At 62.6% G+C, this 21,530-nt stretch carries 18 protein-coding genes; 11 read left to right on the top strand and 7 right to left on the bottom strand.

Features of this window, described 5'->3' with window-relative positions:
- Positions 1-7: 7 nt before the first annotated feature.
- Both purE and ABIE18_RS05665 read right to left on the bottom strand, forming a co-directional pair.
- Positions 8-571, bottom strand: a complete 564-nt coding sequence (purE, locus tag ABIE18_RS05670; RefSeq protein ID WP_431119080.1) for a 5-(carboxyamino)imidazole ribonucleotide mutase — start codon at positions 569-571, stop codon at positions 8-10.
- Positions 568-1,755: a 5-(carboxyamino)imidazole ribonucleotide synthase gene (locus ABIE18_RS05665; protein WP_499721690.1), complete on the bottom strand. Its 1,188-nt coding sequence runs from the start codon at positions 1,753-1,755 to the stop codon at positions 568-570. The genes purE and ABIE18_RS05665 overlap by 4 nt, the downstream gene beginning before the upstream one ends.
- Before the next feature lie 225 nt (positions 1,756-1,980).
- Here ABIE18_RS05665 and ABIE18_RS05660 point away from each other — a divergent pair, with 225 nt between their 5' ends.
- Complete coding sequence (locus ABIE18_RS05660) at positions 1,981-2,547, top strand: GtrA family protein (protein ID WP_477515210.1); 567 nt, start codon at positions 1,981-1,983, stop codon at positions 2,545-2,547.
- A 2-nt stretch (positions 2,548-2,549) separates the two neighbouring features.
- Here the strand turns inward: ABIE18_RS05660 and ABIE18_RS05655 are convergent, their stop codons facing one another.
- Positions 2,550-3,245 (bottom strand): TIGR03089 family protein, encoded by a 696-nt coding sequence (locus tag ABIE18_RS05655; protein ID WP_499721689.1) that lies wholly within the window; start codon positions 3,243-3,245, stop codon positions 2,550-2,552.
- A 366-nt stretch (positions 3,246-3,611) separates the two neighbouring features.
- On the opposite strand from ABIE18_RS05655, the gene ABIE18_RS05650 reads away from it, so the two are divergent.
- The 3 genes from ABIE18_RS05650 to ABIE18_RS05640 are packed head-to-tail and all read left to right on the top strand — an operon-like array spanning position 3,612 to position 9,215.
- Positions 3,612-4,157, top strand: coding sequence for a WhiB family transcriptional regulator (locus ABIE18_RS05650; protein ID WP_431119087.1), 546 nt, complete (start codon positions 3,612-3,614; stop codon positions 4,155-4,157).
- Between the two features lie 29 nt (positions 4,158-4,186).
- A complete protein-coding gene (locus ABIE18_RS05645; RefSeq protein WP_499721687.1) occupies positions 4,187-7,561 on the top strand; it encodes a glycosyltransferase in 3,375 nt (1,124 codons plus the stop codon).
- A complete protein-coding gene (locus tag ABIE18_RS05640; RefSeq protein ID WP_499721685.1) occupies positions 7,554-9,215 on the top strand; it encodes a DUF5719 family protein in 1,662 nt (553 codons plus the stop codon). Before ABIE18_RS05645 ends, ABIE18_RS05640 begins: the two co-directional genes overlap by 8 nt.
- Positions 9,216-9,248: 33 nt before the next feature.
- Here the strand turns inward: ABIE18_RS05640 and ABIE18_RS05635 are convergent, their stop codons facing one another.
- The gene (locus tag ABIE18_RS05635) at positions 9,249-9,767 is read right to left on the bottom strand and encodes a metallopeptidase family protein (RefSeq protein WP_431119093.1); all 519 of its coding nucleotides are present in this window, start codon (positions 9,765-9,767) and stop codon (positions 9,249-9,251) included.
- 112 nt (positions 9,768-9,879) lie between these two features.
- On the opposite strand from ABIE18_RS05635, the gene ABIE18_RS05630 reads away from it, so the two are divergent.
- The 5 genes from ABIE18_RS05630 to ABIE18_RS05610 all read left to right on the top strand — a co-directional run bounded on the left by ABIE18_RS05630 (position 9,880) and on the right by ABIE18_RS05610 (position 14,586).
- Positions 9,880-10,287 carry a DUF3499 domain-containing protein gene (locus tag ABIE18_RS05630; RefSeq protein WP_442002683.1) on the top strand — a complete coding sequence of 136 codons (408 nt, stop codon included), beginning with the start codon at positions 9,880-9,882 and terminating at the stop codon, positions 10,285-10,287.
- A gap of 143 nt (positions 10,288-10,430) precedes the next feature.
- Positions 10,431-10,649, top strand: coding sequence for a Trm112 family protein (locus tag ABIE18_RS05625; protein WP_499721682.1), 219 nt, complete (start codon positions 10,431-10,433; stop codon positions 10,647-10,649).
- Between the two features lie 54 nt (positions 10,650-10,703).
- Entirely contained in the window at positions 10,704-12,182 is a 1,479-nt protein-coding gene (gene ahcY / locus ABIE18_RS05620; protein ID WP_499721681.1) for an adenosylhomocysteinase, read from the top strand.
- A gap of 147 nt (positions 12,183-12,329) precedes the next feature.
- On the top strand, positions 12,330-13,550 hold the full coding sequence (locus ABIE18_RS05615; protein WP_499721680.1) for a L,D-transpeptidase: 1,221 nt from the start codon (positions 12,330-12,332) through the stop codon (positions 13,548-13,550).
- A gap of 208 nt (positions 13,551-13,758) precedes the next feature.
- Positions 13,759-14,586, top strand: a complete 828-nt coding sequence (locus tag ABIE18_RS05610) for a pentapeptide repeat-containing protein (protein WP_499721678.1) — start codon at positions 13,759-13,761, stop codon at positions 14,584-14,586.
- 45 nt (positions 14,587-14,631) lie between these two features.
- Here the strand turns inward: ABIE18_RS05610 and ABIE18_RS05605 are convergent, their stop codons facing one another.
- Complete coding sequence (locus tag ABIE18_RS05605) at positions 14,632-15,435, bottom strand: RDD family protein (RefSeq protein WP_499721676.1); 804 nt, start codon at positions 15,433-15,435, stop codon at positions 14,632-14,634.
- Between the two features lie 132 nt (positions 15,436-15,567).
- Here ABIE18_RS05605 and ABIE18_RS05600 point away from each other — a divergent pair, with 132 nt between their 5' ends.
- The gene (locus ABIE18_RS05600) at positions 15,568-16,563 is read left to right on the top strand and encodes a stage II sporulation protein M (RefSeq protein ID WP_499721675.1); all 996 of its coding nucleotides are present in this window, start codon (positions 15,568-15,570) and stop codon (positions 16,561-16,563) included.
- A gap of 154 nt (positions 16,564-16,717) precedes the next feature.
- A complete protein-coding gene (locus ABIE18_RS05595) occupies positions 16,718-17,830 on the top strand; it encodes a TIGR01906 family membrane protein (RefSeq protein ID WP_499721673.1) in 1,113 nt (370 codons plus the stop codon).
- An 11-nt stretch (positions 17,831-17,841) separates the two neighbouring features.
- Here the strand turns inward: ABIE18_RS05595 and ABIE18_RS05590 are convergent, their stop codons facing one another.
- A complete protein-coding gene (locus ABIE18_RS05590; RefSeq protein WP_499721672.1) occupies positions 17,842-19,674 on the bottom strand; it encodes an AMP-dependent synthetase/ligase in 1,833 nt (610 codons plus the stop codon).
- 10 nt (positions 19,675-19,684) lie between these two features.
- Entirely contained in the window at positions 19,685-21,514 is a 1,830-nt protein-coding gene (locus ABIE18_RS05585) for a dolichyl-phosphate-mannose--protein mannosyltransferase (RefSeq protein ID WP_499721671.1), read from the bottom strand.
- Positions 21,515-21,530 lie beyond the last annotated feature (16 nt).

Genomic DNA, 21,530 nt, shown 5'->3' with positions numbered 1-21,530 from the left:
TGCCTTTCTAGCGGCTGCTCCGGGCGGAAGCATTGGCAGGGGAAAAGACCTCTTCCACCTTGTGGCGCAGGTTCTCGCCCTTCTTGGTGGCGACGTCGTTCAACTCCTGGGCGAATTTGAGCAGGTCTTCGCGAAGGCGGTTGGCGAGCTCGTCTGTGCCGGAGGCGAGCATCCGTACAGCCAGGAGTCCTGCGTTGCGGGCCCCTGCGATGGAGACAGTGGCAACCGGAACTCCGGCAGGCATTTGAACGATGGACAACAGCGAGTCCATGCCATCCAGTGTCTTCAACGGAACGGGGACGCCGATTACGGGCAGGGGAGTGACCGAAGCCAACATTCCAGGAAGGTGTGCCGCGCCTCCTGCTCCGGCGATGATGACGCGCAGGCCGCGCTCGTGCGCAGTCTGGCCATAGCGGATCATCTCGGTGGGCATGCGGTGTGCCGAGACGACGTCTGCCTCAAAAGGGATGCCGAACTCAGCCAGGGCGTCCGCAGCGGCTTCCATGACGGGCCAGTCGGAGTCCGAGCCCATGACGAGACCTACGAGCGGGGCTGTCGATGTTGATGTCATTCGGTCTCCTCGGGGGTGGTCTGTGCGGGCATCCGGCCGTCACGGATGATGTTGGCTACTGCCGTGGCGCGTTGGCGGACGGAATCTACCTCCAAGGCAGATGTGCCAGCCAGGTTGACGTGCCCGATCTTCCGACCTGGCCGCACGGACTTGCCGTAGCAGTGCACCTTTGCTGCCGGTTCATACGCCAAGGCCATGGGGAAGGCTTCAAAGAGGTTTTGGTTGTCGCCACCCAGGAAATTCTTCATGACAAATACCGGCGCCACAGCATCCGTGGCGCCCAGTGGCAGGTCCAGTACCGCACGCAGATGCTGTTCGAACTGGCTGGTGATCGATCCGTCCTGCGTCCAATGACCCGTGTTGTGGGGGCGCATTGCGAGTTCATTGATGAGGAAGCCGGCGCCAACGCCCGGGGTCTCAAAGAGCTCAGCAGCCATGACGCCCGTAACGCCCAGTTCGTTGGCGATCCGTAGTGCAGCCCCCTCGGCGGCCGCGGCAACTTCGAGTGGAATGTTCTGGGCGGGGGCGATAACTTCATCGCACACGCCGTCAACCTGAATGGTGTGAACTACGGGCCATGCGCGCGATTCGCCACTGGGCGTGCGGGCCACAAGAGCGGAGAGTTCGCGGCTGAAGTCCACCTTTGCTTCTGCGAGCAGGGGACTCATGGCCTGGAACCAGTCGGCAGTACCAGCGGCATCATCGGCGGAGTCAACAATGCGGACGCCCTTGCCGTCGTAGCCGCCACGCGGCGTCTTCAGCACTACGGGCCAGCCGATCTTGTCGCCGAATGCCACCAGCGCTTCTACTGAGTCAACGGCGGCCCACTCCGGGTTGGGCAGCCCGAGGCGATCGATGGCCGCGCGCATCACGAGCTTGTCCTGCGCGTTCACCAGGGCATCTGGTCCGGGCTGCACATTCACGCCGGCGTCGATCAAGGCACGCAGATGTTCCGTGGGAACGTGTTCGTGATCGAAGGTCAGGACGTCCACGCCCTTGGAGAACTCAAGGAGAGCGTCCAGGTCTTTGTAGTCGCCAACGGGGGCGTTGGCCACAGCGGGGACAGCCGAAACGTCCTCGCCCTCAGCCAAAACGCGTAGTTCGAAGCCTAAAGCGGTAGCAGGCGGGGCCATCATGCGTGCGAGCTGGCCGCCGCCAACAACACCAATTACTGGAAAAGTCACAAGGTTCAGCCTACCGAACCAGCGGCCGGAACACTGATTCAGCCGCTATTCAACCGCCATATCGTCACTATTTGCACATGGTTCAGTGGTTGGTTCAGTCCTGCTTTGGCAGTGGCGCAGGCCCCGGTATCGGCGTTCTCACAGGGGACTCAAAGGGAACGGTTGGAAATGGGCGCTAAAATGGATGTGGCCCATCGGCCCACTTTTCAACGGCCATGGAGGGTCATGATCACCACACTTGCAGATCGCATCCGCGGACTTGCCTCGCTTTTTTGGCGCGAGGTAGCAAAGTTCGGCGCCGTAGGCGGTGTTGCTTTTGTCATTGACTCGGCAGTTTACATCTGGCTGTTTTCGGGCCCGATGCACGGAAGCGAAGTCTGGGCGAAGGCCATTGCGACGATCGTTGCAAGCGTGTTCTCCTGGGTGGCCAACCGCTTCTGGACCTTCCGCCACCGCAAACAGGCAAACGTGGTCCGTGAAGCCGTCCTGTTTGCCGTCATGAACTTCGTCGGGCTTTTGATTGCTTCCGGTTGTGTGTGGTTCGCCAAGTACGTGCTGGACTTGAATGACAAGCCGTCGCTGTTTATCGCAGGAAGCGTCGTCGGACTCGTCCTGGGCACCATTTTCCGGTTCTTCGCATACCGCTTTTGGGTTTTCAACGAAGAGTTGGATGCCGAGCCGGCTTACTCCCACGACCACGAGATCCTGGAACTCCATCACAAGGAGAAGTCAGCTGCGGACGCGGGCCAAGGCGCACCGCCGACCGGCGAAGTGCCCTCCATCAAGAACTGATCTCAGGATCGGCTGACGCGCTCATTCTCAAGCAGGTGCCCGGTCACTTCCAGATCGGGATGCACCAGCACCACTGAGCCGTCTTCTTTCCACGCGCCCAACGACGCCGCCAGGCCCGGCTCCAAACCATCGGCCGCCCGAACCAATAGCCGGACGCCGGGTTCCTGGGGTGCAGCGAATCCGTCCAGAAGGCTGTCATGGGTGTGGCCCGCGCTGCCGCGGACGGCCGGAAGGTCGGCTTCCGGTTCGTTGTGCGCCATGAAGACGTCACCGTGGGACCGGACTTCCGCAGCATAATCCACGACGCCGGGCGGCAAGTCGCCGGGCCAGCGCATCGCAAGTGCCGCGAGCGGCACGGCGACGACCGCGTCAAAGCCGGCCCCGGCGCCGTCGTCGGGAGTGTCTGTTACCAGCAGGTCCGCGGCGGTGCCATCGAAGACCACCTCCATGCCCAACTGCCAGGCGGCGAGTGCCCACACAAAAGATTTCCAGTGCGCCGGGAGGTCCAGCCGGATAGCCTTGCCCGGCTCGGCGTCCAGTTCGTCCTGCAGCAGGTTGCTGGTTTTGGCCACCCAGTTGTCCAAGACCCGCCCGGAGAGCTCCACGCGCTCGGAATCAGGGCCATACCACGTCAGTCTCGGGGACGTGGAATGGCCGGATCGCAGGGTGGTCATCAGGTTCGCTGCCGGGATGCTCATGGATCAATCCTGCCACGGTGGGGGCGTCGGCCCGCAGGAGAATGTGAAATGCAACACACCTCTGTTAAGTCCAGTCGATGGACATCCGGGGGCGGTCTTGGGAATTCCGCGGAATGTCAGGAGTTGTTCATGCAAAGTGATGCGGGGCTTCCGTTTTAGCCCTGGCCAGCCCGCGCCACGGCGGAAAACGTTGGGCGTGGCGCATCCCACGTTTCTACAGATTCTTGATTATTATCCCGGCGCGGCTTGACTGGTGGGTAGTTACACGCGTGTAATTAGTAATCAACGCCGCTGCACAGATTCCCGGAACAACGCCGGGAATCGGAAATACATCCGAGCAGCAGCTGCAAAATCAGGAGGGACGCCATGGGGCAAGCGTTGCGTATCCAGGAAGATGCAGTCGTCGCAGAACATGCGTCGGTGAAATACCGTTCGCGGGAAGTACCAGGGGACTGGTACGTGGACCCAGCGGATCCGGAAGCGGCAGACCGATACAACCAAAACGTGCAGCAGTCGTTGGAGGATCAAGCAACTGCCCTCCTCGCTGCGCACGAAGCGTTGATCGGGGACCTGCCTGCCGGGCCGGACGAAGACGTGGACGACCCTCCCATGGAGTTGCGTCGTCCCCAGGAAATCCCAGGACAGCCGGTGTGGATCGGACTGCCGAGCCAAGGTGACTTCGATGACGAGGGCGAACTCGGTTGGCAGACTGACGCCTTGTGCGCCCAGACAGATCCGGAAGCATTCTTTCCGGAAAAGGGTGGATCAACGAGGGATGCAAAGAAGGTCTGCGGAGCGTGCAACGTCCGTTCGCAGTGCCTTGAGTACGCCCTCGCAAACGACGAACGATTCGGCATCTGGGGCGGGCTCTCCGAGCGCGAACGTCGCCGGCTAAGGAAGCGGGCAGTCTAATTCTTAAGGAAGTACACGTTACCGCCGTCGTGGTTGCCCACGACGGCGGGAACTATCTCCCCAGGACCTTGGCGGCACTGTCGGACCAAACGCGTTCGGCAGATGCCGCCATTGGCATTGATACAGGATCCACGGACAACTCCCTCGACTTGCTCCGTGAGGCCTTGGGGCAAGCAAACGTCACCAAATTCGTCCAGCCAAAGTCTGGCTTTGGCGCCGCTGTCCAGGCTGGCCTGGACGAGCTTGCTCCCAAAGATGCTGCCAAAAACGAGGACGTTGCCAAAAACGCTGAAGCTCCCTGTCCCGTCGAATGGATCTGGCTCCTTCATGACGACGCCGCTCCAGCACCGGATGCCTTGGCCGAGCTTCTCCACGCCGTGGAACGAACCACTTCGGTAACTGTTGCCGGCTGCAAGCAGCTTGGGTGGGACAACGATCGCCACGTGGTAGACGTCGGCTTGTCCACCAGCCGCTGGGCTGAACGCCTCACGCTGATCGACGCCGACGAAGTGGACCAGGGCCAGTACGACGCCCGCACTGACACCTTTGCCGTGAACTCTGCCGGCATGCTGATCCGCAGGGACGTCTGGGAACAGTTGCAGGGCTTTGACCCTGCGTTGCCGGGCAGCGGCGACGACGTCGATTTCTGCTGGCGCAACTGGCTGGCCGGAAACCGCGTGGTGGTGGTGCCAAGCGCGCGCATGTTCCATGTGGAGCACCGCCCGCACGGTCTTGGGACGTCCTCCGCGGCGCGCAAGGCACAAATTCACATGCGCCTCAAGCACACGCCGTGGTGGAACCTGCCATTCCAGGCAGTGGGGGCGCTCTTGGGCGCACTCGTGCGTCTGGTGCTGAGTGTTTTGGTCAAGGAACCGGGCTACGGATTCTCCCAGTTCACGGCCACCATCGCCGGCCTGGTGCGGCCCCTCGCTATTGCAAGAGGCCGCGGGATTGCGGCGAGGACCCGCCGCGTGCACCGTTCGGTGGTCCGGGGCCTCCAAGCGTCGTCGCGTGAAGTCCGTGCCAACAGGCGTTCCCTGCTGGAGGCCATCCGCCCCAGCGAGGAAACTACTGTGGCCTCGGATCTCCTCGCCCCCGAACCCAGCGGCGATGCCTCTGACGATTTCGCAGCGCTGGCCACCAACGAACGCGGATGGGTAGGCACCGGCGCAGTTGCCGCTGCCCTCATTGCGTTCGCCGCTTCTTTCGTTGGGCTCTTCGGCCTCCTTCGCACAGGAACTGTGGCCGGAGGGGGCCTCCTCCCGTTATCCGAGTCACCCTCCGATATCTGGGCCAACGCCTCGACGTGGTGGATTTCCCTCGGTGCGGGACTGCCCGGGCACGGTGATCCCTTCGCTTACGTGTTGTGGCTTCTTTCCTTGTTTGGCGGTGGCGATGGCAACGCGGCAACCGTGTGGTTGCTGATCCTGGCCATGCCACTCTCTGCGATCGGTGCCTGGTTCGCCGCCGGGGCCTTGACCACCCGGCGCCGGTTCCGGATTGTTGCGGCTCTGGCCTGGTCCGGGGCACCTGCACTGCTGGTAGCCATAAACCAAGGCAGGCCGGGAGCCTTGGTGGCCCACGTCCTGATGCCGTTGCTCATGCTGGCGCTGATACGCGCGTCGGGTTCGGCGATAGGCCGGGCCCATGCCGTACGGGCACCTTTCACGCGTCGCCCGGCGCCCGTGCTCGGTAAACCGGGCATTAACGGCACGCCGTCCTGGACCGCCGCGGCGGCTGCCGGCTTGGCTATGGCTGCAATCACTGCATCGGCTCCTTCGCTCTTGGGGCCAATGACGGTGGTCATCGTCCTGGTAGCCGTGGTGCTCGGACCGCGGGGAAAGACACTGTGGTGGTCGCTTTTGCCCAGCGCCGCGCTGTTCATTCCCTACGGCATTTCGGTTCTTGACCGCCCCCGCTCCTTGCTTGCCGATCCGGGCCTGCCGCTCAGTTTCGACGCTGCACCACTGTGGCAGCAGTTCCTGGGCCAGCCCCTGGCCTTCGACATCGACGGCGGCCTCACAGGTCTTGGGACGTTCGGGCCAGGCGCTGTGCCTTGGGCTCTGGTGCTTGCCCTGCTGGTCAGCGTCCCTGTACTTCTCTTGGCCGTAGCGGCGCTGTTCCTTCCCGGCAAGCGCACCGTCCTGGCCCGTGTCTTCTGGTTGGCCGCGCTGGCTACCCTGGCCAGCAGTTGGCTGATGGGCCATGTGGCCACCGGTGTCAACAACAACGTGATTGTTGGTCCTTTCACCGGTCCGGCGGTTTCAGCAGCCGGAATCCTGCTGCTCAGTGCGGCGTTGCTCGGTGCCGATAAGATCTTTGCAGTTCCCACCAGGACGTCTGATGCGGCCCGCTGGAAGTCGCCCTTGCGGCGCGTGGCTTCAGCTGTGGCCCTTGCCCTCCTGCTGGGTGGACCCTTGGCCGGGATGGCGGCATGGGCAGGACAAAACGTCCTGCAGCCCCTATCCGAGGCCCCAGTCGCTACCGATACCGCTGACGCCCCTGCGTCAGAGGCAGGTAAGAAGCCATCCTTGGGCTCTGCCCGCCAGGTGCGGCCCGTGGACAACGGCACCTTGCCGGCAACCGCCGTCGACCGTGGTGAGGGACCCGAACGTACGCGAACGTTGGTCATCACCAGCGGCGAGCAGGGCGCCTTTACGTCCTCCCTGATGCGTGGTGCCGGGACTACGCTGGACAGCTTGTCCACCATCGCCTCGGCCAGGACCATTATTGGTGCGCCCGGTCGTGAAGAGATTGCTACCGACGACGCCGCTACCGCGTCCCTCCGCCGGGCAGTGGCCACCATCGTGGCCAGCACAGGGGTGGACCCCCGCAACGATCTGGAGCAGCTCGGTGCCGGTTTTGTGGTGCTCAAGGCCGCTGATGATGCAGCCCAGCTGACCGCCAGCAGGATCGACGCCGTTCCAGGCCTCGTTGCTGTTGGACAAACCGACGCCGGGTGGTTGTGGCGCGTAACCCCGCGGAATTCCGCGGCCGCCACCGCCGCAGACACCGCCCATAGGGTTCGCATTCTCAACGCCCAAGGTGAGGCCATCGGCTCTCTGCCCTCAACAGAGGTTTCCGTGGACACAGCTGTGCCGGCGGGTGACGAGGGCCGTCGGGTGGTCCTGGCTGAACGGTCTGATCCCGGCTGGAGTGCTTGGATGGATGGGCGCCAGCTGAAGTCGACCACCTCCGGATGGGCCCAGGCTTTCGAACTTCCGCCCAATGGAGGCAACCTGGAAATCCGGTACACCAACCCTTGGGGTCTTTGGTTTGGGATCCTGCAGGCCGTCGTGTTCGGTCTGACCGTGCTGCTGGCTGTTCCGATGCCCGCCCGCCGCTCGCGAACCGGCATGTCGAGGGACGAAGTCTCCCTCCGTAAGGAGTACAGCAGTGTCTGAGGACCCAAAGAAGCAGGTGGAGGACGATAACGGGACGCGTGGTTCCACTAAGGATGTACGCAGTTCCGCCAAGGGCGCGCGCAGTTCCAACAGGGGCATCATCACAGGGGTCTTGTCTGCAGTAGTGATCCTTGCCGCGGGAGGCGGAGCGGTGGCCGCCACCTCGATGGTTCCAGGGCCCTCCGGCGGTTCTGCAGTGGACATCCGGCAAGCCGATGTTCCGGCGGGCCGCTCCCTGGGCGTCTGCCCGGAACCAGCACGCCTTGTCACAGGAACCGATGTGGACACGGATGCTGAGTTCAGCCCGGTTTCCACCACTGCAACCAGTGCGCTCAACGCGGTGGTCCTGAGCAACCCCGCAGGTACCATTCCGGGCAGTAAAGTGACGTCGCTGGCAGGCGACGCAGTCGCTGAAATTGCAAAGGCCCCCACGAGCACCCCATCGCCCACTTCCGGTCCACCGGTCTTGGCGGCAGCAGCTGCGACTATCAGCCCCGTGACCGCTCCTACCGTGGTGGGTGCTGACCCGATCGGAAACGAACAGGCCTCCTTGGCCGCGAATCTGAGCTATTCAGCCAAGGACGGCGACCTCCGTGGCCTTGCGGCGGCTCCGTGCCAGCAACCCGGAAACGACTCTTGGCTGCTGGGCGGGGACACCGCGCTTGGCCGGACCGCGGTCCTGAACCTGAGCAATGCATCGGAAACGCCCGCTACCGTCAACCTGGACCTCTTCGGCGCTCAGGGACAGATCCAGGCGCCTGGTGCACGGGGTCTCCTGGTGGCTCCGGGGACAACGCGTTCGGTTAACCTTGCCGGCCTTGCCCCGGGCGAATCCCAACTGGCAGTGCATGTACGCAGCTCGGGTGGACCCGTTGCAGGGACCATCCAGCAGAGCGTGCTCCGTGGATTGGTGCCGGGCGGGGTGGAGTTCCTGTCCCCAGGTTCCGGGCCGTCCAACCTGCAGGTGATGGCCGGCGTCGACATCCAGGATGCAGCGGCGATCAAGGCGCTGGGCAGTAAATCCGGCTTTACCGATGCCGTTCCCGCGCTTCAAATAGCCGTACCTGGGTCCACGGACGCCGTGGTTCAAGTCCGGCTGTACGGCGCCAACGGTGAGCGCCAGCTCCCCAACGGGGGAGTAGTCACCGTCAAGGGCGGCACGGTAGCTACATTGGACCTCGACGGCGTTCCGGCCGGCAGCTACACAGTGAGTGCGAGTTCTGATGTCGCGTTCATGGCTTCAACCCGGATTGCCCGGGGGGCAAAAGCGGAGGAGCCAACGGATTTCGCTTGGTCGCCGTCCTCGGCCCGCCTGGGCAGCCAGCATGTGGTGGCAGTGCCCCGTGACGGGCAGAGTTTCTTCAGCTTCGGTGTTCCCGAGGGACGTGCAACTGTTAGCTACGCACCGGTGACAGCCGATGGGAAGGTGGGCAAGTCCGTGGACGTGGATATGTCCGGTGGCACAACATCGCTGATCGAGCTTCCGGCAAAATCCGGACAGGCAGTGGTTGCCGGGTACGTGGTTTCAGCATCAGGGGACCCTGTGTATGGGGCACTTATCCTGGGCAGGCAGGACCGCGCCGACGTCTCGGTGCTGGGCATCCAGGATGCTGCCGCGGGGCTCGAAAAAGTTCCTGTGACAGTGGGCTACTAGGCGCCAGGGCCACTAGGCGTTAGGCATTAGGCGCTACTGGTAACGACGCCGGTACACGGGATCCAGCGTCTCCGGTGGTACACCGAGCATTTCCGCGGTGTACTCCACCACGACGTCGTGGACGAGGTCCTGGAGCTCTTCCCGTGTTCCGGCAGTCTGTTCCACCACACGGCGGTACACAGCGATCATTGGTGCTTCGCCGCGGCTGCCCGGAGTGTAGGAGCCCATGGGGGCTGCCGTACCTTCGGCGACCAATTGCTCCAGGTTCGGCGGGATTTCGTCGACGGCGAAGAGCACGCCATCCAACTGCTTGCCCCACATATCCTGGAGGCGTTCAGCCGAGTCCAGCACCATGTCGTCGAAACGCTCGGCACGCGTCCGGAAGCCGGGAAGGCTGGGGAGCATGAGTTCCCCACGCAGTCCTCTGCCGTGACGGTTTCTCCGGCGCCGCCGGAAACCACGGACATCCGCGCCGGTGTGTTCCTTTGCCTGATCGCCTTCGGCGTCAGTCCACCGGATTGTGAAGCCAGGAACATGTGGCTGTGACTGCATATATCGACTTTAGTCCCGAGGAACCGCCAACGCGACATCATGGGCGAACACCGCGCCGTGACCGGCGCAGACCGCAGCTTCCGGGCGGGCACGGCCAGCCAATGCGCAGAGTATGGGCCAAAGGGCGCTAATCTGGGATGTTGTGGGTGCTATTCGTCAGTGTTCAAGGTCCGCCTGCCGCCAATCCGCGGTGGCTACTTTGACGTACGTGTATGCCGAGTCCACAGCGGTCCTCGGCCCGCTGGCCACGTACGCCGAACCGCATGCGTACGATCTTTGCGCCCAGCATGCAGAATCCCTCACGGTTCCGCGGGGCTGGGAAGTCCTGCGCCTGGCTATGCCAACAACACCTCCGGAGCCTGGCCCGGATGACTTGCTGGCACTTGCCAACGCAGTGCGGGAAGCCGCTTCAGCGGCAACGGACACGCCACCCCGTACCAGTCGACCGCATGTGGAGCCGCCGGCCATGGTTGAAGGTACGCGCCGCGGCCACTTGCGGATTCTGCGCGAACCGTCCTAGGTCCGTCCTGGCGCTATGAGTGCGGCCACCCCGGGACTCAAATCGTCGTCGGCTCCTTGGTGGATGGTCCTGCGCTGTAGGCTGGAATCTGCAGATAAATCCGCCAGCGGCGCCACACCCGCGCCATCCAGGGAGCATCATTCATGCCAAAGGTCAGTCCTGAACTGTTGTCCATCCTGCGCTGCCCCGTGACGGGCTCACCGCTGGTCCAGGAGGGCGAGGAGCTTGTTTCAACGGCTGCCACCGAGAACGGTGAAAAGGTCCGTTACGCGATCGAGGACGGCATTCCCTTGCTTCTGCCCCCGGAACTGCTTGCTGCCTCCAACGCCGCAAGCTCCGGCCAGCACCACGCCAAAGCCTGAGTACTTCCAGACAGCAATCCCGCACGGTACGCCTAAACATCCATAAGGACTTCCATGACTTTCGACTACAAAGTGGCTGACATTTCCCTTGCCGAGGCAGGCCGACACCAGATCCGTCTCGCTGAGCACGAAATGCCGGGCCTGATGTCCCTTCGTGCTGAGTTCGGCCCCTCGCAGCCGCTCAAGGGCGCCCGCATCGCCGGTTCGCTGCACATGACGGTCCAGACAGCCGTCCTCATTGAAACCCTCACCGCCCTGGGCGCCGAAGTTCGTTGGGCCTCGTGCAACATTTTCTCCACGCAGGACGAAGCCGCTGCCGCCGTCGTCGTCGGTAAAGGTACGCCGGAGGATCCGCAAGGCGTTCCCGTCTTCGCCTGGAAGGGCGAGACCCTCGAGGAATACTGGTGGACCGCAGAGCAGATCCTCACCTGGCCCGGAGCGGACGAAAATCCGGAACTGGGTCCCAACATGATTCTGGACGACGGCGGCGACGCCACCCTGCTCCTGCACAAGGGCGTCGATTTCGAGGCTGCAGGTGCCGTTCCCGCGGCCACCGAGGATGATCCTGAAGAGTACGTCCTCATCCTGGACCTCCTTCGCCGGACCTTGGCCGCGGACCCGCAGAAGTGGACACGCGTGGCCGCCCGAATCCAGGGCGTCACTGAAGAAACCACCACGGGCGTGCACCGGCTCTACCAGCTCGCGGAACAGGGCAAGCTGCTGTTCCCGGCCATCAACGTCAACGATTCCGTGACCAAGAGCAAGTTCGACAACAAATACGGCATCCGCCACTCGCTGCCGGACGGCATCAACCGTGCGACGGACGTCCTCATGGGTGGCAAGGTTGCCGTGGTTTGTGGCTATGGCGACGTCGGAAAGGGTGCGGCAGAAGCACTGCGCGGCCAGGGTTCGCGCGTTGTGGTTACCGAGATCGACCCCATTTGTGCCCTGCAGGCCGCCATGGACGGCTACCAAGTGGCCAAGCTGGAATCTGTCCTTGGCCAGGGTGACATCTTCATCACCACCACCGGCAACAAGGACGTCATCATGGCCGAGCATATGCTGGGCATGAAGAACAAAGCGATCGTGGGCAACATCGGCCACTTCGATAACGAGATCGACATCGCCGGGCTTGCCAAGGTTCCCGGCGTCAAGAAGGTGGAGATCAAACCGCAGGTTCACGAGTGGGTCTTCGATGCCGGCTCGGACTCCGAGCGGTCAATCATCGTTCTGTCTGAAGGCAGGCTCCTGAACCTGGGCAACGCAACGGGCCACCCGTCCTTCGTGATGAGCAACTCGTTCACAAACCAGACGATCGCGCAGATTGAACTCTGGACCAAGAAGGACCAGCCCGCCGGCGAACGCGAATACCAGAAGCAGGTTTACGTCCTGCCCAAGATCCTGGACGAAAAGGTGGCACGCCTGCACCTGGAGGCGCTTGGCGTGGAGCTGACGGAACTGAGCAAGGATCAGGCGGACTACCTGGACCTGGATGTTGCAGGACCCTACAAGCCGGAGCACTACCGCTACTAAGCCAAGTTCAGTTTTGCGGTGGCAGTAACCTCAACGCGGTAGCATCAAGCCCGCAGTGAAAGGCCGGACACGTGACCAGCGTGGCCGGCCTTTCGGCTAGAATTGGGTGTTCAGTATTGCTTGCCGGGGGACAGGAAGACAGGAACCATGACGGAAGTCGCCAAACGGAAAACGGGCAAGATCCTTGCCATTGCAGGGGTGTGCGCCGCCCTCGTCCTGGGCGGCATCGGCGTTGCCACCGTTCCTGGATTGCTGGCCGGTTCCACCCCTAATGGCGTGGGAACAACCCAATCCACTCCGACGCCAGAGGCCAAACCCGTTGAGCTGGGCATCACGCCGCTGGATGGCGCTGTGGAGTGGAATCCAGTGGTTGGCCCCCAGATCAAGGCCGTCAACGGCAAGGTCAAGGACGTAGTTTTGGCCCCGGTTGACGGCGGTACACCTGTGCAGGGGAAGACCAGCGCGGACGGCAGCACGTGGACAACCCTTGAGGTCCTGAAGTTCAAGACCCAGTACAGCTATTCCTTCACCATTGTGGACACCGCAGGTAAGGAAACCAAGAAGACGCAGACCTTCACCACGGTTTCTGCTGCCTACGAAGCCGATGCTTCCATCTATCCGCGTAACGGCACAGTTGCGGGCTCGGGCCAGCCGATCGAAATCAACTTCAGTGAACCTGTGGTTGACAAGGCCGCGATGGAAAAGCGCGTTGCCATCACTGTTTCATCGGGCCAGCCAGTCGCCTGGCATTGGTACTCGGACAAGAAGGTCCGCATTCGCCCGGAGGCATTCTGGGCGTCGGGAACCACAGTGACAGTGGATATGAAGCTCCTGGGCGTCGACTTCGGCAACAAGATGATCGGCAACGGGGATGTCGTTTCCACTTTCACTACCGGACCGCAGCGCGTGGCTGTAGTGGATGACAACACCAAGACCATGAACGTGTACTTCGACGGCCAACTGATGCACACCGCACCCGTATCGCTCGGTGGCGAAGACTGGCTCTCGCCCACCGGCTACGCCGTGATCCTGGAACAAGAACGCAAATCCAAGTTCAACGCCGGAAGCATTGGTCTCAAACCCGGGGACAAAGGCTACTACGCTCCGATGGTGGTGGATTATGCCAACCGACTCACATGGTCCGGCGTCTATGTCCATCAGGCCTTGGAGTCCGCTTGGGGCGCCATTGGACGCGTAAACGTCTCCCACGGCTGCGTTGGCTTGCTGCCCGAGGATGCTGCCTGGTTCTTCAACAATATGAAAACCGGTGACGTGGTGCAGATCCTGAATACTGGTGCGCCGGCTGTTGAACCCTTGGAGGGCTTCGGCGACTGGAACATCCCCTGGGCCAGCTACGCCCAGCGCTAGCCACCCTTTCCAGCCGGGGACAGAATTGCTGTTAACATCGAGGCAGTGATTATTTCTTGCGGTCTTTGATTCTCCTTTCCGGTTCCGGCATCTGCTCGGACCTGTTATTTGTGCTGCCCTCCGTGGTGATTACGAGTCTTCCCTAGGGGAACCCACGCCGGGTTCCCAGCTCCTTCCACCGGATTCCATTTCATCGCTTGGAGCACTAATGACTATTTCGCTAACCCTTCGCCCGGACTGCAGCAACTGCTTCGCCCTCTGCTGCACAGCCCTTGGCTTTGCCCGCTCGGCTGATTTCGCGATCGACAAACCGGCTGCTTCGGCCTGCCCGAACATGGCCAGCGACTTTTCCTGCAACATCCATCAACGTTTGCGGCCGCGCGGATTCAGCGGATGTACCGTCTTTGACTGCTTCGGCGCAGGCCAAGCGGTTTCCCAACGCACGTTTGGGGGCACGAGTTGGATCCAGGATCCGGCGTCCACGTCCTCGATGTTCGCTGTCTTCAAAGTCGTTAAGCAACTGCACGAAATGTTGTGGTACTTGTCCGAAGCTGAGCAACGCGCTTTCGATCCCGAGCTGGCGGCCACTGCCCGCCGGCTGTCCACAGAAATTGAAACCACATCCCAAGGTGAAGCGTCCGCAGTCCTGGCTGCCGACGTCGGACATTTACACGCTGAGGTGCGTGCTCTTCTGGTGGAGGTCAGCGAGGAGGTGCGCGCTTCATACGGGGCTGAGGACCGTGAACTGCCCGACGGCGGACTCCACCCGGGTGCCGACCTCATGGGCGCCAACTTGGCAAAGAGACAACTATGCGGCTCCGACCTCCGCAGTGCTTACCTGATAGGGGCAAACCTGGAGGGCAGTGACTTAACCGCGGTGGACCTCCTCGGCGCCGATTTGCGCGATACCCATCTCCACAGCGCCAATCTCTCCAGGTCCCTCTACCTGACCCAACCGCAAATCAACGCCGCACAAGGAAACCCCGAAACGCGCCTGCCCGAAAGGCTCACGACGCCGGCGCACTGGCACTGCTGACGGTTTGCACGGCGGTCTCCAGGCATCCGCCCTCAACGTGGCACTTTAGCCCTGGGTAAACGGCAGCTTGCGGAGCCTTTCGCCGATGGCGGCGTTGCGCTGTTCCGCAGTGCGCAGGCGGACAAGTTCGCGGTTGCGTCGCTCGCCGAGGACCGCCCCTATGTAGTCTTCGGGGATAGTTCCGGCTGGCGGTGGCGGCGCGACGTAGTTGGCCAGCTCGGCGGCCAGTGCTGCGGCCATCCTGGCCCGTGAGGATGGTGCCATGAGGTATGCCTGCTGAACGAAGGTTCCGGCCCGGCGGGCTGTGGCGTCGGGGATCCTGCCAATGTCCGCCATGGCTCCCCATGGTTGGAGGTAGGGCGGAGCACCGGGAAAGATCCTCGGCTCGGAGGGCACGCGTTGCCGCAGGGAGTAAGTGCCGGCTACGACGTCGCCGAGGCGCTTGGATTTGTCGTTGAAGAGTGCCACGGCGATGGCGAGGCCACCGAAGGTCATGTAAATCTCGAGGAACCCCAAGAGCCCACGGATGACCGCGTGCCGGAACCTGATGGAGCCGCCGTCGTCCCTGACCACGCGCAGGCCCGCCGCCAGTTTCCCCAGCGAGCGGCCGCGGGTGAGCGTCTCCACAGTGACGGGAACGATGACGAAAGAGAAGACGACACAGGCCAGGATCATGGCCCGGACCGCGGCTTCATCGAGATCCCGGGCGGCGGAGAGCACCAGGACGATGAGGAGGATCAACAGCAGGACGTTGGCAATGACGTCCAGAATGAGGCCCAGAGCGCGGGCGGCGAAGGACGCCGGGCGCAGCTCCAGGACCACTGCCTCGCCTGTGATGATTGAACTCAAGTCCGCCCCCGGTGCGTAGCAATCACGGCGGGCGCACAACGTACCCGCACCAACGAGTCTAACCGCGCCCATCCCGGCAGACAGGGATAGGGCAGACAGAGAGATAGGGCAGACAGGGACTAGGGTGGTGCCGTGGACATCGATGCCTTTTCGGCCGTGCATGGGGACAAATGGTCGCGGCTCACTTTTCTGGCGCATAAGCGGCGGCTCACTGGGTCCGAAGCCGACGAATTGCTGCGGCTGTACCAGACTGTCTCCGCACATTTGTCACTGATCCGCTCGGTGGCTCCGGAGACGGCCTTGTCCTCATCCCTGTCTGCCGCACTCGCCCAGGCTCGAACCAGGTTCACCGGGGCACGTTCGAACTTCATGGAAGACCTCGCCCGCTTCTTCGTCATCGCACTTCCCGCGGCGTTCTACAGACTCCGATGGCTGACGGTGTGGTGTGGGGTTTTCTTCGTGCTGGTGGGTGGGGCGTACGCCCTGTGGATCGGGACGTCGCCCGAGGCGCTGCGGGCAGCATTTGGCAGCGATGACAGGGTGCGTCAGTACATTGAAGACGACTTCATCGACTACTACTCGGAGAACCCGGCGGCGTCCTTTGCCGGTGCGGTCTGGACCAATAACGCCTGGATTTCCGCCCAAGCCGTTGCTTTCGGAATTACGGGGTTTTGGGTGCCCATGATTCTCTTCCTCAACGCCCAAGGTGTCGGCGCGGCTGCCGGCGTGTTTGCCTCCGCAGGAAAGTTGGATGTCTTCTTCAGCTACATCCTTCCGCACGGGCTCATGGAACTCACCGCAGTGTTCATCGCCTGCGCAGCGGGGCTGAAAATTTTTTGGGCGATGGTCCGGCCCGGACCCAGGACCCGGATGCAGGCCGTGGCCGACGAAGGGCGTTCGCTCATCACCGTTGCCCTCGGGCTGGTCCTGGTACTTCTCATCTCGGGCCTCGTGGAAGCGTTCGTGACACCAAGCCCCTTGCCTGTTTGGATGAAGATCGCGATCGGGGCACTGGTCCTGGCGGCCTACTGGACGTACACACTGGTTATGGGGGGACGTTCATTCCGTTCGGGCGCTACGGGCGACCTTGACGGCCATGACGCCGGATACCGGGGGATTGCTGTCTAAGCGGACACACCCGCACCTTACAGTTGCGTTTCGATCTTGCTATACCCGGGGTGGCTCCTCGTCTCCGCCCAAACCCGGACTGTAGGCTCGAATGCAGACAAGAGTGCCGGCAGCATGGTTACGCCGGTGGGATGCCTACGGAAGTGAAACCGCTGTGAGTGACAAGAGCCCAAAACCGCAAGATCCGGCGACGGACGTCCACGAGGACCCCGACGAGCCGGCCTTTGACTGGATGAAGCCCAAGGCATCTGGTGGTTCTTCTGCTGCTCCCTCAGGCCCGGTCCCGGTTCAGCCGGAGAGCCGCGCTGACCGGAAGGCTGCCGAGGCCGCGGACGTTGAGCCGGAGCCACCGCTTTTCGCGGAGACCGTGGCAGATGCGCCCGCAAGTCGCCAACCCGCACACTATTCCGAGCCGTTGCCGACGTCGGCCCTCCAGGTTCGTCCGCCGGAGGACGAGGTTGCCAGGCGCAATGCAGAACGCGAACAGGCAGCAAAGGTCAAGCCAATCGGCCCCCGGATTTTCCAGGTACTGCTCGCGGTCTTCTTCCCTGTGATCCTCTTGGTGCTTGCTGTCCGGGCAGTGACCAGCCCCCTGTTCCTCTGGGTTGAATACAACCGGCCGGGTTTTCCCGGCGACGGCTACGGGTTCAGCACGGACGATCGCATGACCTACGGCTCCTATGCCGTGGACTACTTGAGCAACTGGTCAGGACCCAGGTATTTGGGTGGCTTGGTAAATCAGGACGGCGCCAAGCTTTTCAAGGACAGCGAAGTCGCGCATATGGCGGACGTTAAGATGGTAATCCTGACCTCGTTTGGTGCCGGTCTGCTGCTCATTCTTTTGAGCATCATCGCCATTGCCTACTTGCGGAAGCGCAGTGCAGGCGGTGTTCGGCGTGGGCTCTTCGCCGGCTCCATCGTCACATTGGTCATCATCATTGGCCTTGCAGTGTTGGCAGCCCTGAGCTGGCAGCAGTTCTTCACCGAGTTCCACCGGATCTTCTTCGCCAATGGCACCTGGACATTCTCCCTGGAAGACACGCTCATTCGTCTCTTCCCGGGACAGTTCTGGGTGGATGCCGGAATCGTCATTGGAGCGCTCGTGTTCCTGGCCGCGACGATCACCTTCATCCTCACCTGGCCCACGCGTCGTCGCCGTGGATTGGACTCAAAGTCTGCGGCCGAAGAAGAAGCATCCTCAACAGAGATTGACGACGAGAGCGATGCCTCCGGTGTCCGTAAGGACACCAACGACACCGTCGCATAACCACCGAGCCGCTACCTTTCGTAAAGCTTCTCCACCAACGACGAGAAGTCCTTAACCACCGCGGCCCGCTTCAGCTTCAGCGATGGCGTCAGGTGCCCGGACTCGACGCTGAGATCTGCAGTGATAAAGCCAAACTTACGGATGGATTCAGCGGAGGACACGAGAGCGTTGGCTTCGTCCACGGCGGACTGAACGGCTGCACGAACGCGCTCGTCCCTCGAAGCTTCACTGGGGGACATGGCGTCACGCTTGTTCTCGGCGCACCAGTCTTCAAGCCCATCAGGATCCAAGGCCACCAGCGCTGCGACGAACGGCCTGCCGTCGCCCACCACCACGGCCTGTCCCACAAGCCGGTGCTCGCGCAGTTTCTCTTCAAGGGGACCGGGAGCGACGTTCTTGCCGCCGGCGGTGACCAACAGGTCTTTCTTCCTGCCGGTGATGGTCAGGAACCCGTCAGGGTCGAGCTCGCCCAGGTCTCCTGTGCGGAAGAAGCCGTCCACGAAGGCCTCAGCGGTGGCGGCCTCATTCCGGTGGTAGCCCTTGAACACGCCGATTCCCTTGACCAGCACCTCACCATCCTGTGCCACGCGGATGGTGGTGCCGGGCAGCGGTATGCCAACGGTCCCTATGCGGGACATGCTTGGCGTGTTGACGGTGCATGGCGCAGTGGTTTCGGTCAGCCCATAGCCCTCAAGGACAGGAATCCCCGCGCCGTGGAAAAAATGGTTCTCCCGCAGGCTGAGGGGGCTGGCCCCGGACACGGTGTAGCCAACGGCGCCACCGAAGACCTCCCGCACCTTGGGGTACAGGAGCTTGTTGAATGCCGAGTGCTTGAGGCCAAGGAACCAGCCCGGACCGGGCCCCTGCCCGCGGGCGGCGAGGTCTACCGCCGTCGAATATTCGACGGCGGTAGCGGACGCGGCGGCGAACAGTCCGGACTTGCCTGACATGGCCGCTTTGTGTCCGGCCCCGGCATAGACCTTTTCGAAGATACGGGGAACCGCGAGCAGGAACGTGGGTTTGAAAGCACCCAGGTCCGCCATGAGGCCACTGGCACCTGGGCTATGCCCCAACGTGACGCCTGCGGTGAGGCAAACCACCTGAACTGCCCTCGCCAGGACATGTGCCAGGGGTAGGAACATCAACGTTCGCGCGCCGTGCTGCATCAACAGTTCGGGGAGGAACGGAATGACGTTCCGGGCAACCAGCACGAAGTTGCCATGGGTGATTTCGCAGCCCTTGGGTTTGCCGGTTGTGCCCGACGTATAGACGATCGAGGCGACATCGGACAGGTTGGCGGCGCTGCGCTGGCGCTCAAGTTCGGCATCCATAATGCCAATTCCGACGGCGGCGAGGCTCGTCAGGTTGGGGGCCTCTCCGTCGTGCTCCATGCGGATAATCGTCACCGGGTCCTCACTCAAGGCTGTGGACTTCTCAACGAGGGCGTGAAGAAGCTCCGCCTTGGACGTGTCTTCCACAAAGATGCGCCGGGCACCGGAATCGGCAAGGATCCACTCGATCTGGCTGGCCGACGACGTTTCATAAATCGGCACGGTAACTCCGCCGGCCATCCAGATGGCGAAGTCCACCAAGGTCCATTCGAAACTTGAACGGGAGAGCACAGCTACGGGATCGCCGGGGTTGACGCCTCCGGCGATGAGGCCCTTGGCCAGTGCCTGCACGTCCGCGAGGAAGCGCGCAGCAGGCACGTTGAGCCATCCATTGGCTGTCTTGTGGGCGTAAAGGTTGCCGAACGGGTCCTTGGCGCATCGTTCCAGAAGGAGGTCCGTCACGTTGGTATTCTCGTCGGCCTCGACCAGAAGCTCCGTGCTTGCCTCCCTCACGATCCTCCTCCTAGATCCACGATGGCATCCACATTCTCATCCGCCACTCCTGATAGCTGATGACTTCGGCGGTCAGCACAGGATAGAAAAACGCTGTGGCCAGCACGGCCAGCACCACGACCAAGCCCACTATGTAGAGTCCGGATCTCCGCCGCCAAGGAGGATCGGTGCTGCGACCCAGCACCAACCCCAAAACATACGTCAGGGCAAGCACCAGGAACGGTTCAAAGGAAACTGCGTAGAAGATGAACATCGTGCGTTCGGGGTACATGAACCACGGCAGGTATCCAGCCCCGACTCCAGCGAGGATGGCCCCGGCGCGCCAATCCCGCCGGCCCGCCCACCAGAAGAGCAGGATCACCAGGGCTACAGTGCCGCCCCACCACACAATGGGGTTGCCCACGGGCAGGATGGCCGAGGAACAGGTTTCGGCAATGCAGCCGGCAGTTCCCTGCTTGGGCGATTGGTAATAGAACGAGGTGGGCCTGCCCATGACCAGCCAGGTCCAGGGGCTGGATTCGTAGGGGTGGTCCGCGCTGAGGCCCTGATGGAACTTGTACGCCTCAAGGTGGTAATGCGCCAGGGAACGCACGGAATTGGGCAGCCAATCCCACCCGGGAGCCGGATTGGTGGCCGCCCACTGGCGGTAGTAGGCATCCTTGGAGAGGAACCAGCCGGTCCATGTGGCCACATACGTGGCTGCCGCGATCGGGACAATGGTCAGGAAAGCCGGAAGGCCGTCCTTGATGACCGCTGCGCTGGGCCAGCTGCGGATCCCGGCGATGCGGCGGGCGCTCATGTCCCAGAAGACAGTCAACAACCCGAACGCGGCTACGAAAAACAGCGCAGACCATTTGGTGCCTACGGCCAGGCCGAGGCAAATCCCAGCGACCAGGCGCCACCAGCGCATCCCCAACCAGGGGCCGGCCAACAGTTGCCTGGCCGAAGGCCGTCCATCGGGTGAAGCAGCCGCAAGGGCGGTGAGCCTGGAAGCAAGGCGACGCCGGCCGTCGTCGCGGTCCAACAGCAACGCGCCAAAGGCGGCAAGGATCCAGAACGCAAGGAAGATGTCCAGCAAGGACGTTCGCGACAACACCACATGGTGGCCGTCAACCGCGAGCAGCAACCCGGCCACTGCGCCAAGGGTGTGTGAACGGAAGAGCTTCAGCGTGATGAGCGAGAGCAGGAAGACCGTGAGCGTCCCGGTCAGGGCGGCACCGAAACGCCAGCCGAACGGATTGTCAGCCCCAAACAACCACATGCCGAAGGCGATCATCCATTTCCCGACCGGAGGATGAACTACGTACTCGGGGGTGTTGAGCAGGATCTCAGGATGGCCGGCATTGAAGGAATCGTTGGCATTGGCTGGCCAGCTGCGTTCATATCCGCTGATGAGGAACGAATACGCGTCCTTGACGTAATACGTTTCGTCGAACACCAGGCTGTGGGGGACCTCAAGACGGAAGAAGCGCAGGATTCCGCCGATGACTGCGGTAATGGTAGGAATCAACCAGAACCATAAACGCAGCGACGCTGGGTAATCCCGCCAGCTTTGGATCCCGCCGATCAAACGCGATGTCAGGGCGCCCACCGTGAAGGCCCCAGTGGGACTGGCGATCCAGCGGTGGCCTGCCAGCCCACGTCCGGAAGACAGTTTGCTGTTGCTGCCGCCTGAGTCATCCTGTCCGGACGGAGGCCGCCATGAGGTAGTTGCGGTGGCCGCTGTTGTCTGGCTTGGCTCTCCGGAGCCCTTGCTTGCCGCCACGTCCGTGGCTCCGGAAGGTAACGCCGACACTGCGGGGGTTCCGGAATCGGTGGTGGGAACGGGGGACTGGCTCACCCGCCCATGCTACCTT

This window comes from Arthrobacter sp. 2762 (assembly GCF_040548745.1).
In the GTDB taxonomy this organism is placed as follows: Bacteria; Actinomycetota; Actinomycetes; order Actinomycetales; family Micrococcaceae; genus Arthrobacter.
The sequence above is the reverse complement of the archived record's forward strand: the minus strand, read 5'-3'. Positions and strand labels throughout refer to the sequence as shown.